Below are 17,542 nucleotides of genomic sequence, written 5' to 3'. Positions count from 1 at the left end.
TACTTATCGTCCGGCAAGGGAGAATGGCATTCTGTCCAATAGAGATGAATCTGATATAAAATATTACGCGTCGCGCTGTATGACTCATTTCTGTTGGCCATTGCCATCATTAATAATCAATTTAATCGTGATATAATCCTGCCCCTCATTTCTCTTTTCGCTTTGGGGCACTTTTATATGCAACAGCCCGTTGTGTATGTAGGTAAATGGATGGTTACACCCTCTATTAACCAAATCAGCCAGCAAGGACGTCAGCTTACCCTTGAGCCGCGATTAATCGATCTTCTGGTCTTCTTTGCTCGTCATCCTGGACAGGTTCTGACGCGAGATGAACTGATTGATAACGTCTGGACACGCAGCGTAGTGACTGGGCATGTCGTTACCCAGAGCATCTCCGAGCTGCGTAAGTCATTAAAAGATGGCGATACTAACGCGCCTGAATATATCGTCACGGTACCAAAACGGGGCTATAAGCTCACGGTGCCGGTAACATGGCTTAGTGAAGAAGATCAAGAAGCAGGGGATACGCTACCCCCTGCGTCAGGTACACTGCCTGAAGCAACGGCTGAGCCGCCGCCTGCAAGCACTACGCTACGCAGTCGGCTTAATGCTTTTATTGTGTGGGGGTTATTTCTGTTGGCGCTGGGTTCATGTGTGGCACTGGTTGCGCTGGCGACCATCGATGCCCATCCACCGGTCACCAAAACCCGCCTGTTGCTAAACCCACGAGATATAGACATCCATCTTGTCAGTGGTAGCGGCTGTACCAACCGCAACGCACAGCACGCCTACGCCGTGGGACTGGGCAGCCTGATCACCACCTCCCTGAACACCTTCTCAACCTTTATGGTGCACGATAAAACTAACTACAACATTAGTGAACCCAGCAGCTCCGGTAAAACGCTGACCATTGAGTTTGTCAATCAGCGCCACTACCGCGCTCAGCAGTGTTTCATGTCAATTAAACTGGTAGATAACGCGGATGGTTCGACCATGTTGGATAAACGTTATTTCGTTACCAATGACAACCAGCTGTCGATCCAAAAAGATCTGATGAATAGCCTGTCTGACGCGCTGACCCAGCCGTGGCCGGATCGTCTTCAGGCGATGCTGAGTCACTATCAGCCGGCGCAAAGCTCATCTCTAGTCACTTTTTACCAGGCTCATCAGCTGCTCATGAATGGCGATGTCGACTCCCTTGATAAAGCCAGCGAACTGCTTGACGAGGTGCTTAAAGCGTCTCCGGATTTTACCTATGCACGAGCGGAAAAAGCGCTGGTAGATATCTTACGTCACTCCCAGCAGCCTCTGAAAGATAAGCAGCTCGCCGTGCTGAATAACGAAATTACGCAGGTCAGCGATGCGCCTGGCATGAAAGAGATGGCCATTCTCTATCAGGTTAACGCTGTCAATATGCTCAGTAAGGGCAACGTTGATGAAGCCTATAGAAATATTAATACCTCTATCGAACTTGAGATGTCATGGATGAGCTATGTGCTGTTGGGCAAGGTTTATGAAATGAAAGGGCAGAACCGCCTGGCGGCAGATGCCTATATTACCGCCTTTAATTTACGCCCGGGGGAGAACACGCTCTACTGGATTGAAAACAGCGTATTCCAGACATCGGTGAATCGTGTGGTTCCCTATCTCGATAATTTTCTCTCACAAGAATAAATAACTTATTATAAGGTTAAATGAATGTTTAAATAATGGTTTGTTTTGTTATTTAAATGTCTTCTTATATCTTGAATGAGAACTTACTTAGTACGATTTTATCTTTGTAACCCACTGTAATTTAATGATGTTTATCTTTCCCTGACCTTTAAATGTTATCCTGATATTTAACGCAGAAAGGTCAGGGTGTCACTTTTTTGCAGTTTGTTTTTATTTCACTTTATCCTTAGGACTTTGTTAGTGCAGATCCGTAACCTCGTTGGCAGTTGGTCGGATCAATAACGCGTTTTAACTCATGATCCGTACCTCCAAATAACTCTCAGGAGACAACGAAACATGAGTACTGCCAAAAAGATCGGGCTGTTTGCCTGTACCGGTGTAGTTGCCGGGAATATGATGGGGAGCGGTATCGCCCTATTACCTGCGAACCTCGCCAGCATTGGTGCTATTTCAATCTGGGGTTGGGTCATCTCTATTATTGGTGCCATGTCGCTAGCCTATGTCTATGCGCGACTGGCAACCAAAAACCCTCAGCAGGGCGGACCTATCGCTTATGCAGGAGAGATTTCTCCAGCTTTTGGTTTCCAGACCGGCGTCCTTTACTATCATGCAAACTGGATTGGTAACCTGGCTATCGGGATTACCGCCGTCTCTTATCTTTCTACGTTTTTCCCGGTATTAAATAACCCTGTTCCTGCCGGCATCGCCTGTATTGCCATTGTGTGGCTCTTTACCTTCGTCAATATGCTCGGCGGCACCTGGGTCAGCCGACTGACCACTATCGGTCTGGTACTGGTCCTTATTCCCGTGGTGATGACAGCGGTTGTAGGCTGGCACTGGTTTGATATGGCAACCTACCAGGCAAACTGGAACACCTCCACCACCACAGACAGCCACGCGGTAATTAAAAGTATCCTGCTCTGCCTGTGGGCCTTTGTGGGCGTCGAGTCCGCAGCGGTCAGCACCGGCATGGTGAAGGATCCGAAACGTACCGTCCCGCTGGCGACCATGCTGGGCACAGCGCTGGCCGGGATTGTCTATATTGCCGCCACGCAGGTTATCGCCGGTATGTATCCCGCAGCACAGATGGCTTCCTCCGGTGCGCCGTTCGCCGTCAGTGCTTCCACCATTCTTGGTGGCTGGGCTGCGCCAATTGTCTCCGCATTTACCGCGTTTGCCTGCCTGACGTCGCTGGGCTCCTGGATGATGCTGGTCGGCCAGGCCGGTGTCCGTGCCGCTAACGATGGTAACTTCCCGAAAGTCTACGGCGAGATGGATAGCAACGGCATTCCGAAAAAGGGCCTGCTACTGGCCGCAGTCAAAATGACCGTTCTGATGGTGGTGATCACCATGATGAACTCCGCGGGGGGTAAAGCATCCGACCTGTTTGGTGAGCTGACCGGTATCGCAGTACTGCTCACCATGCTGCCTTACTTCTACTCCTGTGTGGATCTGATCCGCTTCGAGGGCATCAACGTCCGTAACTTTGTGAGCCTGATCTGCTCCGTGCTGGGCTGTGGATTCTGCTTTATCGCCCTGATGGGTGCCAGCTCCTTTGAACTGGCCGGTACCTTCATCGTCAGCCTGATCATCCTGATGTTCTACGGTCGCAAAATGCATCAGCGCCAGCTTAACAACGACGCTGCCGAAAGAGAGACCGCTAGCGCGCTGTAAACCTTAACCCTTTCCTGTAGCCCTTCTTTCACCTGTCACCTACGGCGGGAGGGGCTTGCTCTACCCGGAGATTAGATTATGAACGTTATTGCTATCATGAATCATATGGGCGTTTACTTCAAAGAAGAGCCCATCCGTGAACTCCATCGTGCACTTGAACGCCTCGATTTTCGCGTTGTTTACCCTAACGATCGCGACGATCTGCTGAAGCTAATTGAAAACAATGCCCGTCTGTGTGGCGTTATCTTCGACTGGGATAAATATAATCTCGAGCTGTGCGAAGAGATCAGCAAAATGAACGAGTACATGCCGCTGTACGCGTTTGCTAATACCTATTCCACCCTGGATGTCAGCCTCAACGATCTACGCATGCAGGTACGTTTCTTTGAGTATGCGCTGGGCGCTGCTGAAGACATTGCTCATAAAATCAAGCAGAACACCGATGAGTACATCGATGCCATCCTGCCGCCGTTAACCAAAGCGCTGTTTAAATATGTCCGTGAAGGCAAATACACCTTCTGTACCCCAGGTCACATGGGGGGCACGGCTTTCCAGAAAAGCCCGGTCGGCAGCCTCTTTTATGACTTCTTCGGTCCGAACACCATGAAATCCGATGTGTCGATTTCGGTCTCCGAGCTGGGCTCCCTGCTGGACCACAGCGGTCCGCATAAAGAAGCGGAAGAGTATATCGCACGCGTATTTAACGCCGAGCGCAGCTACATGGTGACTAACGGTACCTCGACCGCCAATAAAATCGTCGGCATGTACTCTGCGCCAGCGGGCAGTACCGTACTGATTGACCGTAACTGCCACAAATCGCTGACGCATCTGATGATGATGAGCGACATTACGCCGATCTATTTCCGTCCGACCCGTAACGCCTACGGTATTCTCGGTGGGATCCCGCAGAGTGAGTTCCAGCATGCCACTATCGCTAAGCGCGTCAAAGAGACCCGCAATGCAACCTGGCCGGTACATGCGGTAATCACCAACTCTACCTACGATGGTCTGCTCTACAACACGGACTACATCAAGAAAACCCTGGACGTGAAGTCAATTCACTTTGACTCTGCCTGGGTACCTTATACCAACTTCTCGCCTATCTATGCTGGCAAGTGTGGTATGAGCGGCGGTCGTGTGGAAGGGAAAGTGATCTATGAAACCCAGTCCACGCACAAGCTGCTGGCGGCCTTCTCCCAGGCATCAATGATCCACGTAAAGGGTGACGTTAATGAAGAGACCTTTAACGAAGCCTTTATGATGCACACCACCACCTCGCCGCACTACGGCATCGTGGCCTCTACCGAAACTGCGGCAGCGATGATGAAAGGCAATGCCGGTAAGCGCCTGATCGACGGCTCTATCCAGCGCGCCATCAAGTTCCGTAAAGAGATCAAGCGCCTGAAAGGGGAGTCTGAAGGGTGGTTCTTTGATGTCTGGCAGCCGGAGCATATTGATGAACCCGAATGCTGGCCGCTGCGCTCTGACAGCAGCTGGCACGGTTTCAAAAACATCGATAACGAGCATATGTACCTTGATCCCATCAAGGTCACTATTCTGACGCCGGGGATGACCAAAGACGGCGCGATGGATGAGTTTGGGATCCCGGCCAGCATCGTGGCGAAGTACCTGGACGAGCGCGGCATCGTGGTAGAGAAAACCGGGCCTTACAACCTGCTGTTCCTGTTCAGCATCGGTATCGATAAAACCAAAGCGCTGAGCCTGCTGCGCGCCCTGACCGATTTCAAACGCGGCTTCGACCTGAACCTGCGGGTCAAAAACCTGCTGCCGTCGCTGTACCGTGAGGATCCGGAGTTCTATGAAAACATGCGTATTCAGGAGCTGGCGGAGAATATCCACAAGCTGGTTGAGAAGCATGACCTGCCGGATCTGATGTTCCGCGCATTTGAAGTGCTGCCGTCAATGGTAATGACCCCGTTTGCCGCGTTCCAGAAAGAGCTGCACGGTCAGACCGAGGAGATTTACCTCGAAGAGATGGTGGGGCGTGTTAATGCCAACATGATCCTCCCGTACCCGCCGGGTGTGCCGCTGGTGATGCCTGGCGAGATGATCACCGAAGAGAGCCGTCCGGTGCTGGAGTTCCTGCAAATGCTGTGTGAAATCGGCGCGCACTATCCGGGCTTTGAAACCGATATTCACGGTGCCTATCGCCAGAAGGATGGTCGCTACACCGTTAAGGTGCTGAAAAACGATAAATAAACAATAAAACGTCTACCTGGCCTGCGGGATCGTAGGCCGGGTAAGCGTAGCGCCGCCGGGCATAAACCAGCGCTAATGGAGACCCTATGAAAACACCCTCACAGCCGCGTGCGATTTACTACATCGTCGCGATCCAAATCTGGGAATACTTCAGCTTTTACGGCATGCGTGCCTTACTCATCCTCTATCTTACCCATCAGCTTGGCTTCGATGACAGGCATGCTATCAGCCTGTTCAGCGCCTACGCCTCTTTAGTTTACATAACCCCCATTCTCGGCGGCTGGCTTGCCGACCGCCTGCTTGGCAACCGCGCGGCGGTCGTTGCTGGCGCACTGCTGATGACCCTCGGCCACATCGTACTGGGCCTGGGCTCTGATTCCACAAGGAGTCTCTATCTCGCGCTGGCCATTATTATCTGCGGCTACGGCCTGTTTAAATCCAACGTTAGCTGCCTGCTTGGCGAAATGTATACGCCAGAGGATACGCGCCGGGACGGTGGGTTTGCGTTGCTCTATGCGGCTGGCAACGTCGGCTCGATAGCCTCGCCGATAGCCTGTGGGCTTGTGGCACACTGGTACGGCTGGCATGCAGGTTTCGCGCTTGCGGGAATCGGCATGTTCATCGGCCTGGCAATCTTTTTAAGCGGCCACCGCCATTTTCGTCATGCTCGTCGGGTTAACAAACCCGCTCTCAGCGCGACGACGCTTATGCTTCCCGCCTGGGCATGGATGGTGCTGCTCCTGTGCGTGGCTCCGTTCTTCTTCTCTCTGCTGCTGAAAAATAACTGGGCTGGCTACCTGCTCGCGATCGTCTGCGTCATCGCTGCCCGTATTGTGGCGCGCATTATGGTGAAGTTTCCAGAGCACCGTCGTGCGCTGTGGCAGATTATCCTGCTGATGCTAACCGGCACGCTGTTCTGGGTCCTGGCGCAGCAGGGCGGCAGCTCTATTAGCCTGTTCATCGATCGCTTTGTTAATCGCCACATTTTGCACGCAGAGGTTCCAACCGCGCTGTTTCAGTCGGTTAATGCCGTTGCCGTGATGGCTGCGGGTGTGGTGCTGGCATGGCTGGCAGGCCCCGGAGGCAGCGTCCATTCTGCACTGCGTATGTGGCTGAAGTTTGCGTTTGGCCTCGGGCTGATGGCCGGGGGTTTTATGCTGCTGGCAATTAACGCCCACGGTGGACAGCAGGATGGGCAGGCCTCTATGGGTCTGATGATTACCGGTCTGGCAATGATGGGTTTTGCCGAGCTGTTTATCGACCCGGTAGCAATGGCGCAAATTACACGTTTCAACATGCCTGGCGTGGCCGGGGTTCTGACCGGCATCTATATGCTGGCAACCGGTGCTGTTGCTAACTGGTTAGCGGGGGTGGTGGCACAGCAGACCGCTGAGCCGCAGACCGGCACCGCCGCGCTTGCGGCTTACCAACACTTTTTTTCGCAGATGGGACTGTGGACCTTCGGCTGCGTAGCGCTGATTGTCGCGCTGCTTGCCGGTGCAAGGTTGATTTTCATGTCTCCGGCCCCCTGCGTACAGCATCCCAGTCGTGATTAACTCTATAAGGAGACAGCATGTCCGAACAACTGGTACAAGAAGCCGATGAGGCAATCGATCTTAACAGTGAACTAAAAACCCGCCGCGAGAAGCTGGCGCAGCTGCGTGAGCAGGGCGTTGCGTTCCCGAACGACTTCCGCCGCGACCACACCTCCGATGCGCTGCACGCCGGGTTCGACGCGAAAGAGAACGACGAGCTGGAAGCGCTGAACGTCGACGTGAGCGTGGCCGGTCGTATGATGACCCGCCGTATCATGGGCAAGGCATCCTTCATCACCCTGCAGGACGTTGGCGGCCGTATTCAGCTCTACGTCTCCCGTGACGACCTGCCGGAAGGCATCTACAACGAGCAGTTCAAGAAGTGGGACCTGGGCGATATCCTCGGCGCGAAAGGTAAGCTGTTCAAAACCAAGACCGGCGAGCTCTCCATCCACTGCACAGAGCTGCGTCTGCTGACCAAGGCCCTGCGCCCGCTGCCGGACAAGTTCCACGGCCTGCAGGATCAGGAGGCGCGCTACCGTCAGCGCTACCTGGATCTCATCTCCAACGATGAGTCCCGCAAGACCTTTAAGGTGCGTTCACGGATTTTAGCTGGTATGCGCCAGTTCATGGTTAACCGCGACTTTATGGAAGTGGAAACCCCGATGATGCAGGCGATCCCGGGCGGTGCCTCCGCGCGTCCGTTCATCACCCATCATAACGCGCTGGACATGGACATGTACCTGCGTATCGCCCCGGAGCTGTACCTCAAGCGTCTGGTGGTCGGTGGTTTTGATCGCGTGTTTGAGATCAACCGTAACTTCCGTAACGAAGGCATCTCCGTTCGCCACAACCCTGAGTTCACCATGATGGAACTCTATATGGCGTACGCGGATTATAAAGATCTGATCGAGCTGACCGAATCCCTGTTCCGGACTCTGGCGCAGGACATTCTGGGTACCACCGAGGTGCCTTACGGCGATGAAACCTTCGACTTTGGCAAGCCGTTCGAGAAGCTGACCATGCGCGAGGCGATCAAGAAGTACCGTCCGGAAACCAAGATGGCGGATCTGGACAACTTCGACGCGGCGAAAGCGCTGGCCGAGTCGATTGGTATTCACGTTGAGAAGAGCTGGGGACTGGGCCGTATCGTTACTGAAATCTTTGATGAAGTGGCCGAAGCGCATCTGATCCAGCCGACCTTTATCACCGAGTACCCGGCAGAAGTCTCTCCGCTGGCGCGTCGTAATGACCAGAACCCGGAGATCACCGACCGCTTTGAGTTCTTTATCGGCGGACGTGAGATCGGTAACGGCTTCAGCGAGCTGAATGATGCGGAGGACCAGGCCCAGCGTTTCCAGGACCAGGTGGATGCGAAAGCCGCCGGTGATGACGAAGCGATGTTCTTTGACGAAGACTACGTGACCGCGCTGGAGCACGGCCTGCCGCCGACGGCAGGGCTGGGCATTGGTATCGACCGTATGGTGATGCTGTTTACCAACAGCCACACCATCCGCGACGTGATCCTGTTCCCGGCAATGCGTCCGGTTAAGTAACTCCTGCATGAAAGCCGGATAGCGCTGCGCTTATCCGGCCTACTTTTGCTTACCACATCAAATCGTCAGGCACGACGAAATCGGCATACGGATCGTCTTCATCTTTAGCCTGCTCGCTAAGTTCGCTCCGCAATACAATGTAGCTCGCATCGCGCTGGGCAATCTTGTCAGCGACGCTCGCAGGTATGATCGCGTATTCGCTCTCAGCGCTGTTGTCCGCAGCCAGACGTGCAATGGCGAGACGACCGCTGATAAGCTGCGCCTGGGTAGTTTTATCCACGTAGATTTTTTTGATCAGACTGCCGTCGGTGAAGTTATAGCCGATATCGCCGCGGGAAACGGTGATCCGGTTCATCTCAATCAGCTGTTTAATCTGCGCCTTAAACTCTTTGGCCATGGCGGCTTGCTTCTGCTGCTCGCTGAGCTGCTTGTCGCGCTCAATCTGGGCTTTTTTATTCTCTTCTACCGCCTCTCTGGCCTCACGCGCCTGAACCCGCGACTTCTTGGCAGTGCGCTGCACTTTCGCCATTTTTTTGCCGGACACTAAGCCAGCTTTCAGCATCTGCTCTTGTAGGGTTAACTTTGTCATGTTTGTCGCTAAATTAAGTAAAGTCGTACCGGGATTATAACCCTAACAGTAGAGGCGGAGCCAGATTGCAGGGAAGATCTCTATGCCAGTAAAGGCCACGGCGATGCAGATCAGGAGAAGGGAAAGGGCTGCTGTAAGGGCAGCTTCTTTTAATAATGCTTTAAATTGTTAGTTAATTTGTTAAAATAATCCTCTATTTGTTCAAATTAAGTTGATTGCAATAACAGATGTCACATTTCAGAAAAGTAGTTCCCGCTTTTTCGCTTATCGCGATGCTTGTTGCCGCTAACGTCCATGCTGAAGACACTGCTGAGAAAACAGACGTTCTGTTGATTGGTGGCGGTATCATGAGCGCCTCTCTGGGTACGCTGCTACAGGAACTTCAGCCTGACTGGAAACAGGTCATGGTTGAGAAACTGGACGGCGTTGCGCTGGAATCCTCTAACGGCTGGAACAACGCTGGTACGGGCCACTCCGCCAACATGGAGCTGAACTACACGCCTGAGCGTGCAGACGGTTCGATTGACGTGACCAAAGCGCTGGAGATCAACGAGCAGTTTATGATTTCGCGCCAGTTCTGGTCATCTCAGGTGAAGCGCGGCGTGCTGAACGACCCGCACTCCTTCATCAACTCTACCCCACACATGAGCTTTGTCTGGGGCGACAACGTTGACTATCTGACCAAGCGTTACGCGGCACTGCAGCAGACGACCCTGTTCCAGGGCATGCAGTTCTCTACCGACCAGCAGCAGATCAAAAAATGGGCGCCGCTCATCATTGAAGGCCGCGATCCGCAGCAGCGCGTTGCTGCTACCTGGACCCCGGTCGGGACCGACGTTAACTATGGCGAGATAACCCGTCAGCTGGTCGGCAGCCTGAAAAAGACCAGCAACTTCACGCTGGAAACCGGTGCAGAAGTAACTGATTTTAAACGTAACGGTGACAACTCCTGGCACGTGACTATTACCGACGTGAAGAGCGGTAAAGATCGTGCGGTTGACGCGAAGTATGTCTTTATCGGCGCTGGCGGCGGCGCGCTGAAGCTGCTGCAAAAAACCGGTATTCCGGAAGCGGATAACTACGCAGGCTTCCCGGTAGGGGGGTCCTTCCTTGTAACCGAGAACCCGGAAATCACCCGTCAGCACAACGAGAAAGTCTACGGTCAGGCTTCCGTGGGCGCGCCGCCGATGTCGGTCCCGCACCTGGATGCCCGTTTCCTTGATGGCAAACGCGTGGTGTTGTTTGGGCCGTTCGCCACCTTCTCCACTAAATTCCTCAAACAGGGATCGTTCTTTGATCTGCTGAGCACCACGACCACCAAGAACGTGATGCCGATGACCGATGTCGGTCTGGATAACTTCGATCTGGTGAAATACCTGATTGGTCAGGTGATGCTGAGCGATGATGACCGCTTCGAGGCGCTGAAAGAGTACTATCCGTCGGCGCGTAAAGAGGACTGGAAACTGATCCAGGCAGGCCAGCGCGTGCAGATCATCAAGAAAGATGCAGATAAAGGCGGCGTGCTGAAGCTCGGTACCGAAATCGTTACCGATCGGCAGAAAACCCTGGCGGCGCTGCTCGGCGCATCGCCTGGCGCATCTACCGCCGCGCCTATCTCTATCAATGTGATCAAGCAGCTCTTCCCGGCACAGTTTGCTTCTGCGCAGTGGCAGGAAAAACTGCACGCCATCGTACCGACCTATGGCCAGAAGCTGAACGGCAACGTAGCGCTCACCCAGCAGGTTTGGGATGAAACCGCCTCTACGCTGAACCTGACCAAACCACCGGTCATTCAGATGAAGGACGCGGCGCAGTCCATGCCGCAGGCAAAACCGGCTGAAGCCGCGCCTGCCCAGCACGACATGGCGCTGTAAGCGTTAAGCTCTTATGTCAGCCCCCGCCGCTATGCGCCGGGGGCTTTTTTATGGGTTTTCTTGCGTGTTGCTGACAACAGGGGGAGGAAATAGAACAGCAGTAACGGGAAGACAAGCGTTACCGCGCGATGGAATTCTATGCAGCGCTATGCGGTTTGAACGTCACATCGCCACGGCCAGCCAGTAACCCTTCAATTGAGATATCCTCATCAAGGCTATCCCAGTGAATGCCACGGCGACTTAACTCGTAGTCATTGCGCTCATCGGGGCTGGCATGCATGAGTTTCGGGAACCATGCCAGGGGTACGCCCAGTGTGCGGGCATCGCTTAGTTCGACCCACATGTTGTACTCATCGAAGCGTATATTTTTAGCGGAAATAGTCATTCCAGGCCTCCATCAACATTTTGTGGTTTTCTTCGACCACACCCACCAACTCTTTCAGCTCGCGAGCATTAAAGCCGTCATTGCGTGCAAGGAGCACATCGGGCGTCAACCAGAACTTAGCTTCACCATCAGAACCCCGCACGTGGATATGTGCAGATTCACGGGGATCGCCCTCATTCGAATAGAAAAAGAACTGATACCCTTTGAATCTTAGTATGACAGGCATAGATATGTTCTCAATGTGGCGGGGATGTTTACTGCGCTATAGAGATTAACTTTATCAGAAGAGAAGCGAAGTGTCCCCTGCAGGAATCGAACCTGCAACTAGCCCTTAGGAGGGGCTCGTTATATCCATTTAACTAAGGGGACGAGGCGGCACGAGTATAACGCTATTTGGTCGTTGCGTTAAGCTCACTGCCGCCCGACTGCTTAAAGTGTCACCATTTACGCCTTATTCATCTTCTTTTTGGCTTCTTCGGCCTCGGCTTTCATATCAGCCTTGCGCTTGTTGCTCATATCATTGCGGATCTGCGCATGGCTGAGCAGGGCGAAGATAAAGGTACCGCCGCAGATGTTGCCTGCCAGGGTCGGAATGGCGAAGGGCCAGAGGAAGTCGGTCCAGGGAATGGTGCCGTTAAAGACGAGGTAGAAGATCTCCACCGCACCCACCACAATATGGGTGGTGTCCGCCAGCGCAATAACCCATGTCATCAGAATAATCACCACGATCTTCGCCGAACCGGCGGCCGGGAACATCCACACCATGGTGGCGACCAGCCAGCCAGAGATAATGGCATTAGCAAACATCTCGGCCGGAGTGTTTTTCATCACCTCCATACCGATTTCAACAAAGGCATCCCGCGTGGCTTCATCAAAGATCGGCATATACTCAAACGCCCAGGCGGCAATCGCCGTGCCGATCAGGTTGCCCAGCAGCACAAGGCTCCACAGGCGCAGCAGCAGGCCGCCATTTTTCCAGGTCGGGTTCTGCATCACCGGCAGCACGGCGGTTACGGTATTCTCCGTAAACAGCTGCTGGCGAGCCATAATGACGATGATAAAGCCGAAGGTGTAGCCGAAGCTCTCCAGAACATAGCTGCCGGGAATGCCGTCCAGCTTGACATGAAAGATCCCCTTCACCAGCAGCGATGCGCCCATCGACAGCCCGGCGGCGATAGCCGACCACAGCAGGGCCATGGCATCGCGCTCCATCTCTTTCTCACCGTCCTGGCGAATATGCTCATGGATCGCCATCGCGCGTGAGGGGAGCTCCTCTTCATTTACCTCTATCTCCTCGCCGCGCTTGTTCTCCTCGCTCTCTACCTCAATCTCTTCTTCCGCCAGATCCTCAGATTCCTTGTCGATCTTATCTTCTTTTAATTCGTCCACGATGGGTCACCTTTCTCTTACTCACTTTAATGCTATAAGCGTAGCGGTATCCGCTAATTTTGCTGCGAAGCGCACCTATCGCAACGGCGTTATCTGCTGGCGAGTTTAAAATGGATAGCGAAACAGAGAAGAAAGTCAAAGTCAGGCTATGCTGAAATCAGACCGACGCGCTATTCCGCACGCATGGACATCTTAAAACGTGCTGATACAATCGCTTGCGTATTCTACGGCGTTCGCCGGGGCGCGGTGCAGTTGTGCCGTCACAGGTGGCATTCAGTCATCGCCAAATTTTACAGGGAGACATCTATGAAATTTCGCCTGACGGCGCTCGCGCTGGGCACGACGCTACTGGTGGGCTGTGCCAGCTCTGATTCCGGTGAGCCTCAGGGACGTTCGGATCCGCTGGAAGGGTTCAACCGTACCATGTACAACTTCAACTTTAACGTGGTGGATCCCTATGTTCTGCGTCCGGTGGCGGTCGCCTGGCGTGATTACGTGCCGCAGCCCGCGCGAAACGGCCTGAGCAATTTCACCAGCAACCTTGAAGAGCCCGCCATCATGGTGAACTCCTTCCTGCAGGGCGATCCCTACCAGGGGATGAAGCACTTCACCCGCTTCTTCCTGAACACCATTTTGGGCATGGGTGGTTTTATCGACGTGGCAGGTATGGCGAACAAAGATCTGCAGCGCACCGTGCCGCGCCGTTTTGGCAGCACGCTGGGTCACTATGGCGTCGGCTACGGCCCCTATGTGCAGCTGCCTTTCTACGGCAGCTTTACGCTGCGTGAAGACGGCGGCGATGCGGCGGATACGCTCTATCCAGTGCTCTCCTGGCTGACATGGCCGCTGTCGGTAGGCAAATGGGCAGTAGAGGGCGTTGAGACCCGCGCCCAGCTGCTGGACTCCGACGGCCTGCTGCGCCAGTCTTCGGACCCTTATATTCTGGTGCGCGAGGCTTACTTCCAGCAGCATGACTTTATCGCCAACGGTGGTCAGCTGAAGCCCGAGGAGAACCCGAACGCGCAGGCGATTCAGGGCGATCTGCAGGATATCGACGCCGAATAATACGGCGCAAGGCAATAAAAAAGGTGAACCGAAGTTCACCTTTTTTTATGCGCGTCGCGGTTTTAGAACGCCTGGTTTTAGAACGCCTGGTTTTAGAACGCGTAGTTAAAGTTTGCGCCGTAGAGCCAGGCCTTGCCTTCAGACTGGAAGTTATACGGGCCTTCGGTGAACTTCACCTTCTGACCATGCATATAGGAGACGCCGACGTCCACGGAGGCATCCTGATTGAAGGCGTAGGTGGTACCCGCGCTCAGCCAGAGGCGATCCTGGTCCGGAATAGAGATAGAGCGTTTGTCAGCCGGGATCGGGCTGTCATCGTAGGCAATACCGCTGCGGAAGGTCCAGTTATCATCCATATAGTAGGTAGTACCCAGCGCCAGGCGGTAGGAGTCGCGGAAGCCCTCATCTTTATAGAACAGGGTGCCGCCGTCGCTGTTCTTCGCTTTCAGCTCCTGGAACTGGCTCCAGCTGGTGTAGGCGAGGCTGTAGTGTACGGCCCATTTCGGCGCCACGCGGTTATAGCCTGAAATTTCCCACATCTCTGGCAGGTTCAGGTTGAGCGCACCGTCGATGGTGTTGCCACCGGTGCCGGAAGGCAGGCCGCGCGGCCCCAGGAAGCTGTTAAAGGCCGGGTTCAGGCTGCTGCGGTAGTCACCGTCAAAGTCAATTTTGATCTCAGAGCGGTAGGTCAGGCCGTAGCGGTTGTCTTTATCCAGCTCGTAAAGAATACCGGCGTTCCAGCCGAAGCCCCACTCGTCACCCTTCAGGTAAGCAATCTGCGTATCGCTGGTCAGGCTATTGGCATAGCCAGCAATCGAGCGCAGCGCTGCGCCCTGCGGCGTGGCGGACGTAAAGCCTGGGGTGCGGCTGAGCTGGCCTGCGGTGAGCTGACCGAGGTCACCGGCGTAGCGCTCCAGCTTCGCTTTCGCATATACCGCGTCAAAACCAACGCCGAAGCTCCAGTGGTTATCCAGACGATAGGCACCGCTGAGGTTCAGGTTGATGGTTTCCAGCTCGGTTTTACCACCCATCGACCCTGCGGCGTAGGTGTCGTTAAAGTCGGTAGCCAGACCGTAGTTAGAGGTCAGGGACGCGCCCCAGCCAAACTGGTCATTAATCGGCGCAACGAAGTGCAGGTTAGGCACCCACGCCGTCGGCGCGATGTTATCCGAATCCAGGCTACGGCCAGACGGAGAGACGCCGGAGACGTCCACATCCGGATCAACAAAAATAGCGCCGCCAGAGAAAGTAGGGCGGTCAAACATCGTAATCAGGGCGGGGTTACGGCTAACGTTGCCTGCGTCATCAGCGATAGCGCCTTCACCTGAGTAGGCACGGCCAAGGCCAGAGGAAGAGAACTCATTAAGTTGGAAGCCTGCTGACCAGGCTTGTGTTGAGACAATTGCCACTGCAACTGCGAGTGCAGACTTGGTAAACAGGGTTTTCTGGCTCATGACCATAACCTCATAATTTATTTTTATACAATAAATGTTACATGCCGTAACAGGAGCGCGGAGTGTAGGGTCTGAGCTACGACATACAAATCAGACCAGTCGCGAGAGTATAGGTCTGACCAGCCCGAATGTTGCAAGTATGTTTATAAGTATTTTTAAATGTGATCACGGAAACGCGATCTGGCTGGCAAAAACGCGACGGTTATCAATGAGAGAGAAAGGTGATTATTGCGCCAGATCATTTTTAAGTGTGATATCGGTCACTTACCCACTTTTGGAGCGCTAACAACTGGAGACCGTAACCGTCAGCGCGTAAAATACCCTCACTATTTATCGGGCACGCTACGTGCGAATGAGAGAGGACTTTCAATATGAGTAAATGCAGTGCTGATGAAACCCCCGTTTGCTGCTGTATGGACGTTGGTACCATCATGGACAACAGCGACTGCACGGCCTCTTACAGCCGTGTGTTCACCGACCGCGCCCAGGCCGAAGAGACGCTGGCAGCGCTGACGGAAAAAGCGCGCGGCGTCGAGTCTGAGCCGTGTGAAATTACCCCAACCTTCACCGAGGTTGACGGTGGCGTTAAGCTCGATATCGACTTCGTTTTTGCCTGTGAAGCTGAAACCCTGATCTTCCAGCTGGGCCTGCGTTAATCTTCCTCTAACGCTCCCGCTACCGGGAGCGTTATCTCCGCTTTTCTCTGTGTTTTAGCTCGCATTTTTTCGCCTCTCCGCTTGGCTAAATGTAAAAAAATGGTTAAGACTATTAGCAGGTCAGACCACTTTGCGCAGTATGTCAACAGGGGAGAGTTATGAGTCAGGCATTACCGCTTGTCACCCGTCAGGGCGATCGTATAGCCATTGTTAGCGGGTTACGCACCCCGTTTGCCCGCCAGGCCACCGCCTTTCATGGCGTCACCGCCATCGAACTGGGCAAGATGGCCGTGGGTGAGATGCTGGCGCGCAGCGAAATTGCGCCAGAAATCATTGAGCAGGTGGTTTTTGGTCAGGTTGTCCAGATGCCCGAGGCGCCTAACATTGCCCGCGAAATCGTGCTCGGAACCGGGATGAACGTGCATACCGATGCCTACAGCGTGAGCCGCGCCTGTGCTACGAGCTTTCAGGCGGTAGCAAACGTTGCCGAAAGCCTGCTGGCGGGGACCATCCGCGCCGGTATTGCCGGGGGAGCCGACTCTTCATCCGTCCTGCCGATTGGCGTCAGCAAAACGCTGGCGCGCACTCTGGTCGATCTCAGCAAGGCTCGCTCCGGCGGGCAAAAGCTCAAGCTTCTCTCTCGCCTGCGTCTGCGCGATCTGCTTCCGGTGCCGCCTGCGGTTGCCGAGTACTCGACCGGGCTGCGCATGGGGGATACCGCCGAGCAGATGGCGAAAACCTATGGCATCAGCCGCGAGGAGCAAGACGTGTTCGCGCACCGTTCCCATCAGCGTGCGGCTCAGGCGTGGGCCGATGGCAGGCTGGCGGAGGAGGTGATGACCGCCTATGCACCCCCGTATCGCGAGCCTTTTATTCAGGATAATACGGTGCGGGCCAACGCGTCGCTCGCCGACTACGCCAGGCTGCGTCCGGCCTTTGACCGTCAGCACGGCACGGTAACCGCTGCTAACAGTACGCCACTCACCGACGGCGCAGCGGCGGTGATCCTGATGACCGAATCCCGCGCCCGTGAGCTGGGGCTAACCCCGCTCGGCTACCTGCGCAGCTATGCCTTTACCGCCATTGACGTGAAGCAGGACATGCTGCTCGGCCCGGCGTGGTCTACGCCGCTGGCTCTGGAGCGTGCCGGGCTCACGCTTGGCGATCTTACCCTGTTTGATATGCATGAAGCCTTTGCCGCCCAGACGCTGGCTAACCTGAAGCTTATGGCCAGCGACCGCTTCGCCCGCGAAGTATTGGGGCGCGATCGTGCCACTGGTGACGTCGACGAGAGTCGGTTTAACGTACTGGGCGGCTCTATTGCCTACGGGCACCCCTTTGCCGCTACCGGCGCGCGGATGATTACCCAGACGCTGCACGAGCTGCGTCGTCGCGGAGGCGGTTTTGGGCTGGTGACCGCCTGCGCCGCCGGTGGGCTGGGTGCGGCAATGGTTCTGGAGGCCGAATAATG

General features: G+C 54.6%; 14 protein-coding genes and 1 tRNA gene. 9 read left to right on the top strand and 6 right to left on the bottom strand.

Annotated features, from left to right (window positions below; translation table 11 throughout):
• Window positions 1-177 precede the first annotated feature (177 nt).
• The 5 genes from cadC (at window position 178) to lysS (ending at window position 8,659) form a co-directional block, all read left to right on the top strand.
• Entirely contained in the window at window positions 178-1,674 is a 1,497-nt protein-coding gene (gene cadC, locus NR795_RS10720; RefSeq protein WP_144818238.1) for a lysine decarboxylation/transport transcriptional activator CadC, read from the top strand.
• Between the two features lie 336 nt (window positions 1,675-2,010).
• Entirely contained in the window at window positions 2,011-3,348 is a 1,338-nt protein-coding gene (cadB, locus tag NR795_RS10715; protein WP_144818239.1) for a cadaverine/lysine antiporter, read from the top strand.
• Window positions 3,349-3,426: 78 nt separating this feature from the next.
• Window positions 3,427-5,568, top strand: coding sequence for a lysine decarboxylase CadA (gene cadA, locus NR795_RS10710; protein WP_144818240.1), 2,142 nt, complete (start codon window positions 3,427-3,429; stop codon window positions 5,566-5,568).
• Window positions 5,569-5,654: 86 nt separating this feature from the next.
• On the top strand, window positions 5,655-7,124 hold the full coding sequence (locus NR795_RS10705; RefSeq protein ID WP_257758188.1) for an oligopeptide:H+ symporter: 1,470 nt from the start codon (window positions 5,655-5,657) through the stop codon (window positions 7,122-7,124).
• 17 nt (window positions 7,125-7,141) lie between these two features.
• Window positions 7,142-8,659 carry a lysine--tRNA ligase gene (gene lysS / locus NR795_RS10700; RefSeq protein ID WP_257758187.1) on the top strand — a complete coding sequence of 506 codons (1,518 nt, stop codon included), beginning with the start codon at window positions 7,142-7,144 and terminating at the stop codon, window positions 8,657-8,659.
• Between the two features lie 49 nt (window positions 8,660-8,708).
• On the opposite strand, the gene NR795_RS10695 is transcribed toward lysS, so the two are convergent.
• The gene (locus NR795_RS10695) at window positions 8,709-9,248 is read right to left on the bottom strand and encodes a DUF2058 domain-containing protein (protein WP_257758186.1); all 540 of its coding nucleotides are present in this window, start codon (window positions 9,246-9,248) and stop codon (window positions 8,709-8,711) included.
• Between the two features lie 227 nt (window positions 9,249-9,475).
• On the opposite strand from NR795_RS10695, the gene mqo reads away from it, so the two are divergent.
• Window positions 9,476-11,122 carry a malate dehydrogenase (quinone) gene (gene mqo / locus NR795_RS10690; protein WP_257758185.1) on the top strand — a complete coding sequence of 549 codons (1,647 nt, stop codon included), beginning with the start codon at window positions 9,476-9,478 and terminating at the stop codon, window positions 11,120-11,122.
• A gap of 136 nt (window positions 11,123-11,258) precedes the next feature.
• Here the strand turns inward: mqo and NR795_RS10685 are convergent, their stop codons facing one another.
• The 4 genes from NR795_RS10685 to NR795_RS10670 form a co-directional block, all read right to left on the bottom strand.
• Window positions 11,259-11,507: a DUF2442 domain-containing protein gene (locus NR795_RS10685; protein ID WP_222888429.1), complete on the bottom strand. Its 249-nt coding sequence runs from the start codon at window positions 11,505-11,507 to the stop codon at window positions 11,259-11,261.
• Window positions 11,491-11,733, bottom strand: coding sequence for a DUF4160 domain-containing protein (locus tag NR795_RS10680; protein ID WP_144816871.1), 243 nt, complete (start codon window positions 11,731-11,733; stop codon window positions 11,491-11,493). Before NR795_RS10680 ends, NR795_RS10685 begins: the two co-directional genes overlap by 17 nt.
• Window positions 11,734-11,804: 71 nt before the next feature.
• Window positions 11,805-11,876, bottom strand: a tRNA-Arg gene (locus NR795_RS10675).
• 75 nt (window positions 11,877-11,951) lie between these two features.
• On the bottom strand, window positions 11,952-12,896 hold the full coding sequence (locus NR795_RS10670) for a formate/nitrite transporter family protein (RefSeq protein ID WP_257758184.1): 945 nt from the start codon (window positions 12,894-12,896) through the stop codon (window positions 11,952-11,954).
• A gap of 306 nt (window positions 12,897-13,202) precedes the next feature.
• Here NR795_RS10670 and mlaA point away from each other — a divergent pair, with 306 nt between their 5' ends.
• Window positions 13,203-13,961 carry a phospholipid-binding lipoprotein MlaA gene (mlaA, locus tag NR795_RS10665; protein ID WP_042389492.1) on the top strand — a complete coding sequence of 253 codons (759 nt, stop codon included), beginning with the start codon at window positions 13,203-13,205 and terminating at the stop codon, window positions 13,959-13,961.
• A gap of 92 nt (window positions 13,962-14,053) precedes the next feature.
• Here mlaA and fadL read toward each other — a convergent pair whose 3' ends face one another.
• A complete protein-coding gene (fadL, locus tag NR795_RS10660) occupies window positions 14,054-15,415 on the bottom strand; it encodes a long-chain fatty acid transporter FadL (RefSeq protein ID WP_257758183.1) in 1,362 nt (453 codons plus the stop codon).
• A gap of 371 nt (window positions 15,416-15,786) precedes the next feature.
• Between fadL and NR795_RS10655 the strand changes: the two genes are divergently transcribed.
• Entirely contained in the window at window positions 15,787-16,071 is a 285-nt protein-coding gene (locus tag NR795_RS10655) for a YfcZ/YiiS family protein (RefSeq protein WP_042389495.1), read from the top strand.
• 158 nt (window positions 16,072-16,229) lie between these two features.
• The gene (fadI, locus tag NR795_RS10650) at window positions 16,230-17,540 is read left to right on the top strand and encodes an acetyl-CoA C-acyltransferase FadI (RefSeq protein WP_257758182.1); all 1,311 of its coding nucleotides are present in this window, start codon (window positions 16,230-16,232) and stop codon (window positions 17,538-17,540) included.
• Window positions 17,541-17,542 lie beyond the last annotated feature (2 nt).

Origin of the sequence: Pseudescherichia sp. L3, assembly GCF_024656065.1 — a bacterium.
Classification (GTDB): Bacteria; Pseudomonadota; Gammaproteobacteria; order Enterobacterales; family Enterobacteriaceae; genus Pseudescherichia.
Note: the sequence above shows the minus strand (reverse complement) of the source record. Positions and strands in the feature narration are given on the sequence as shown.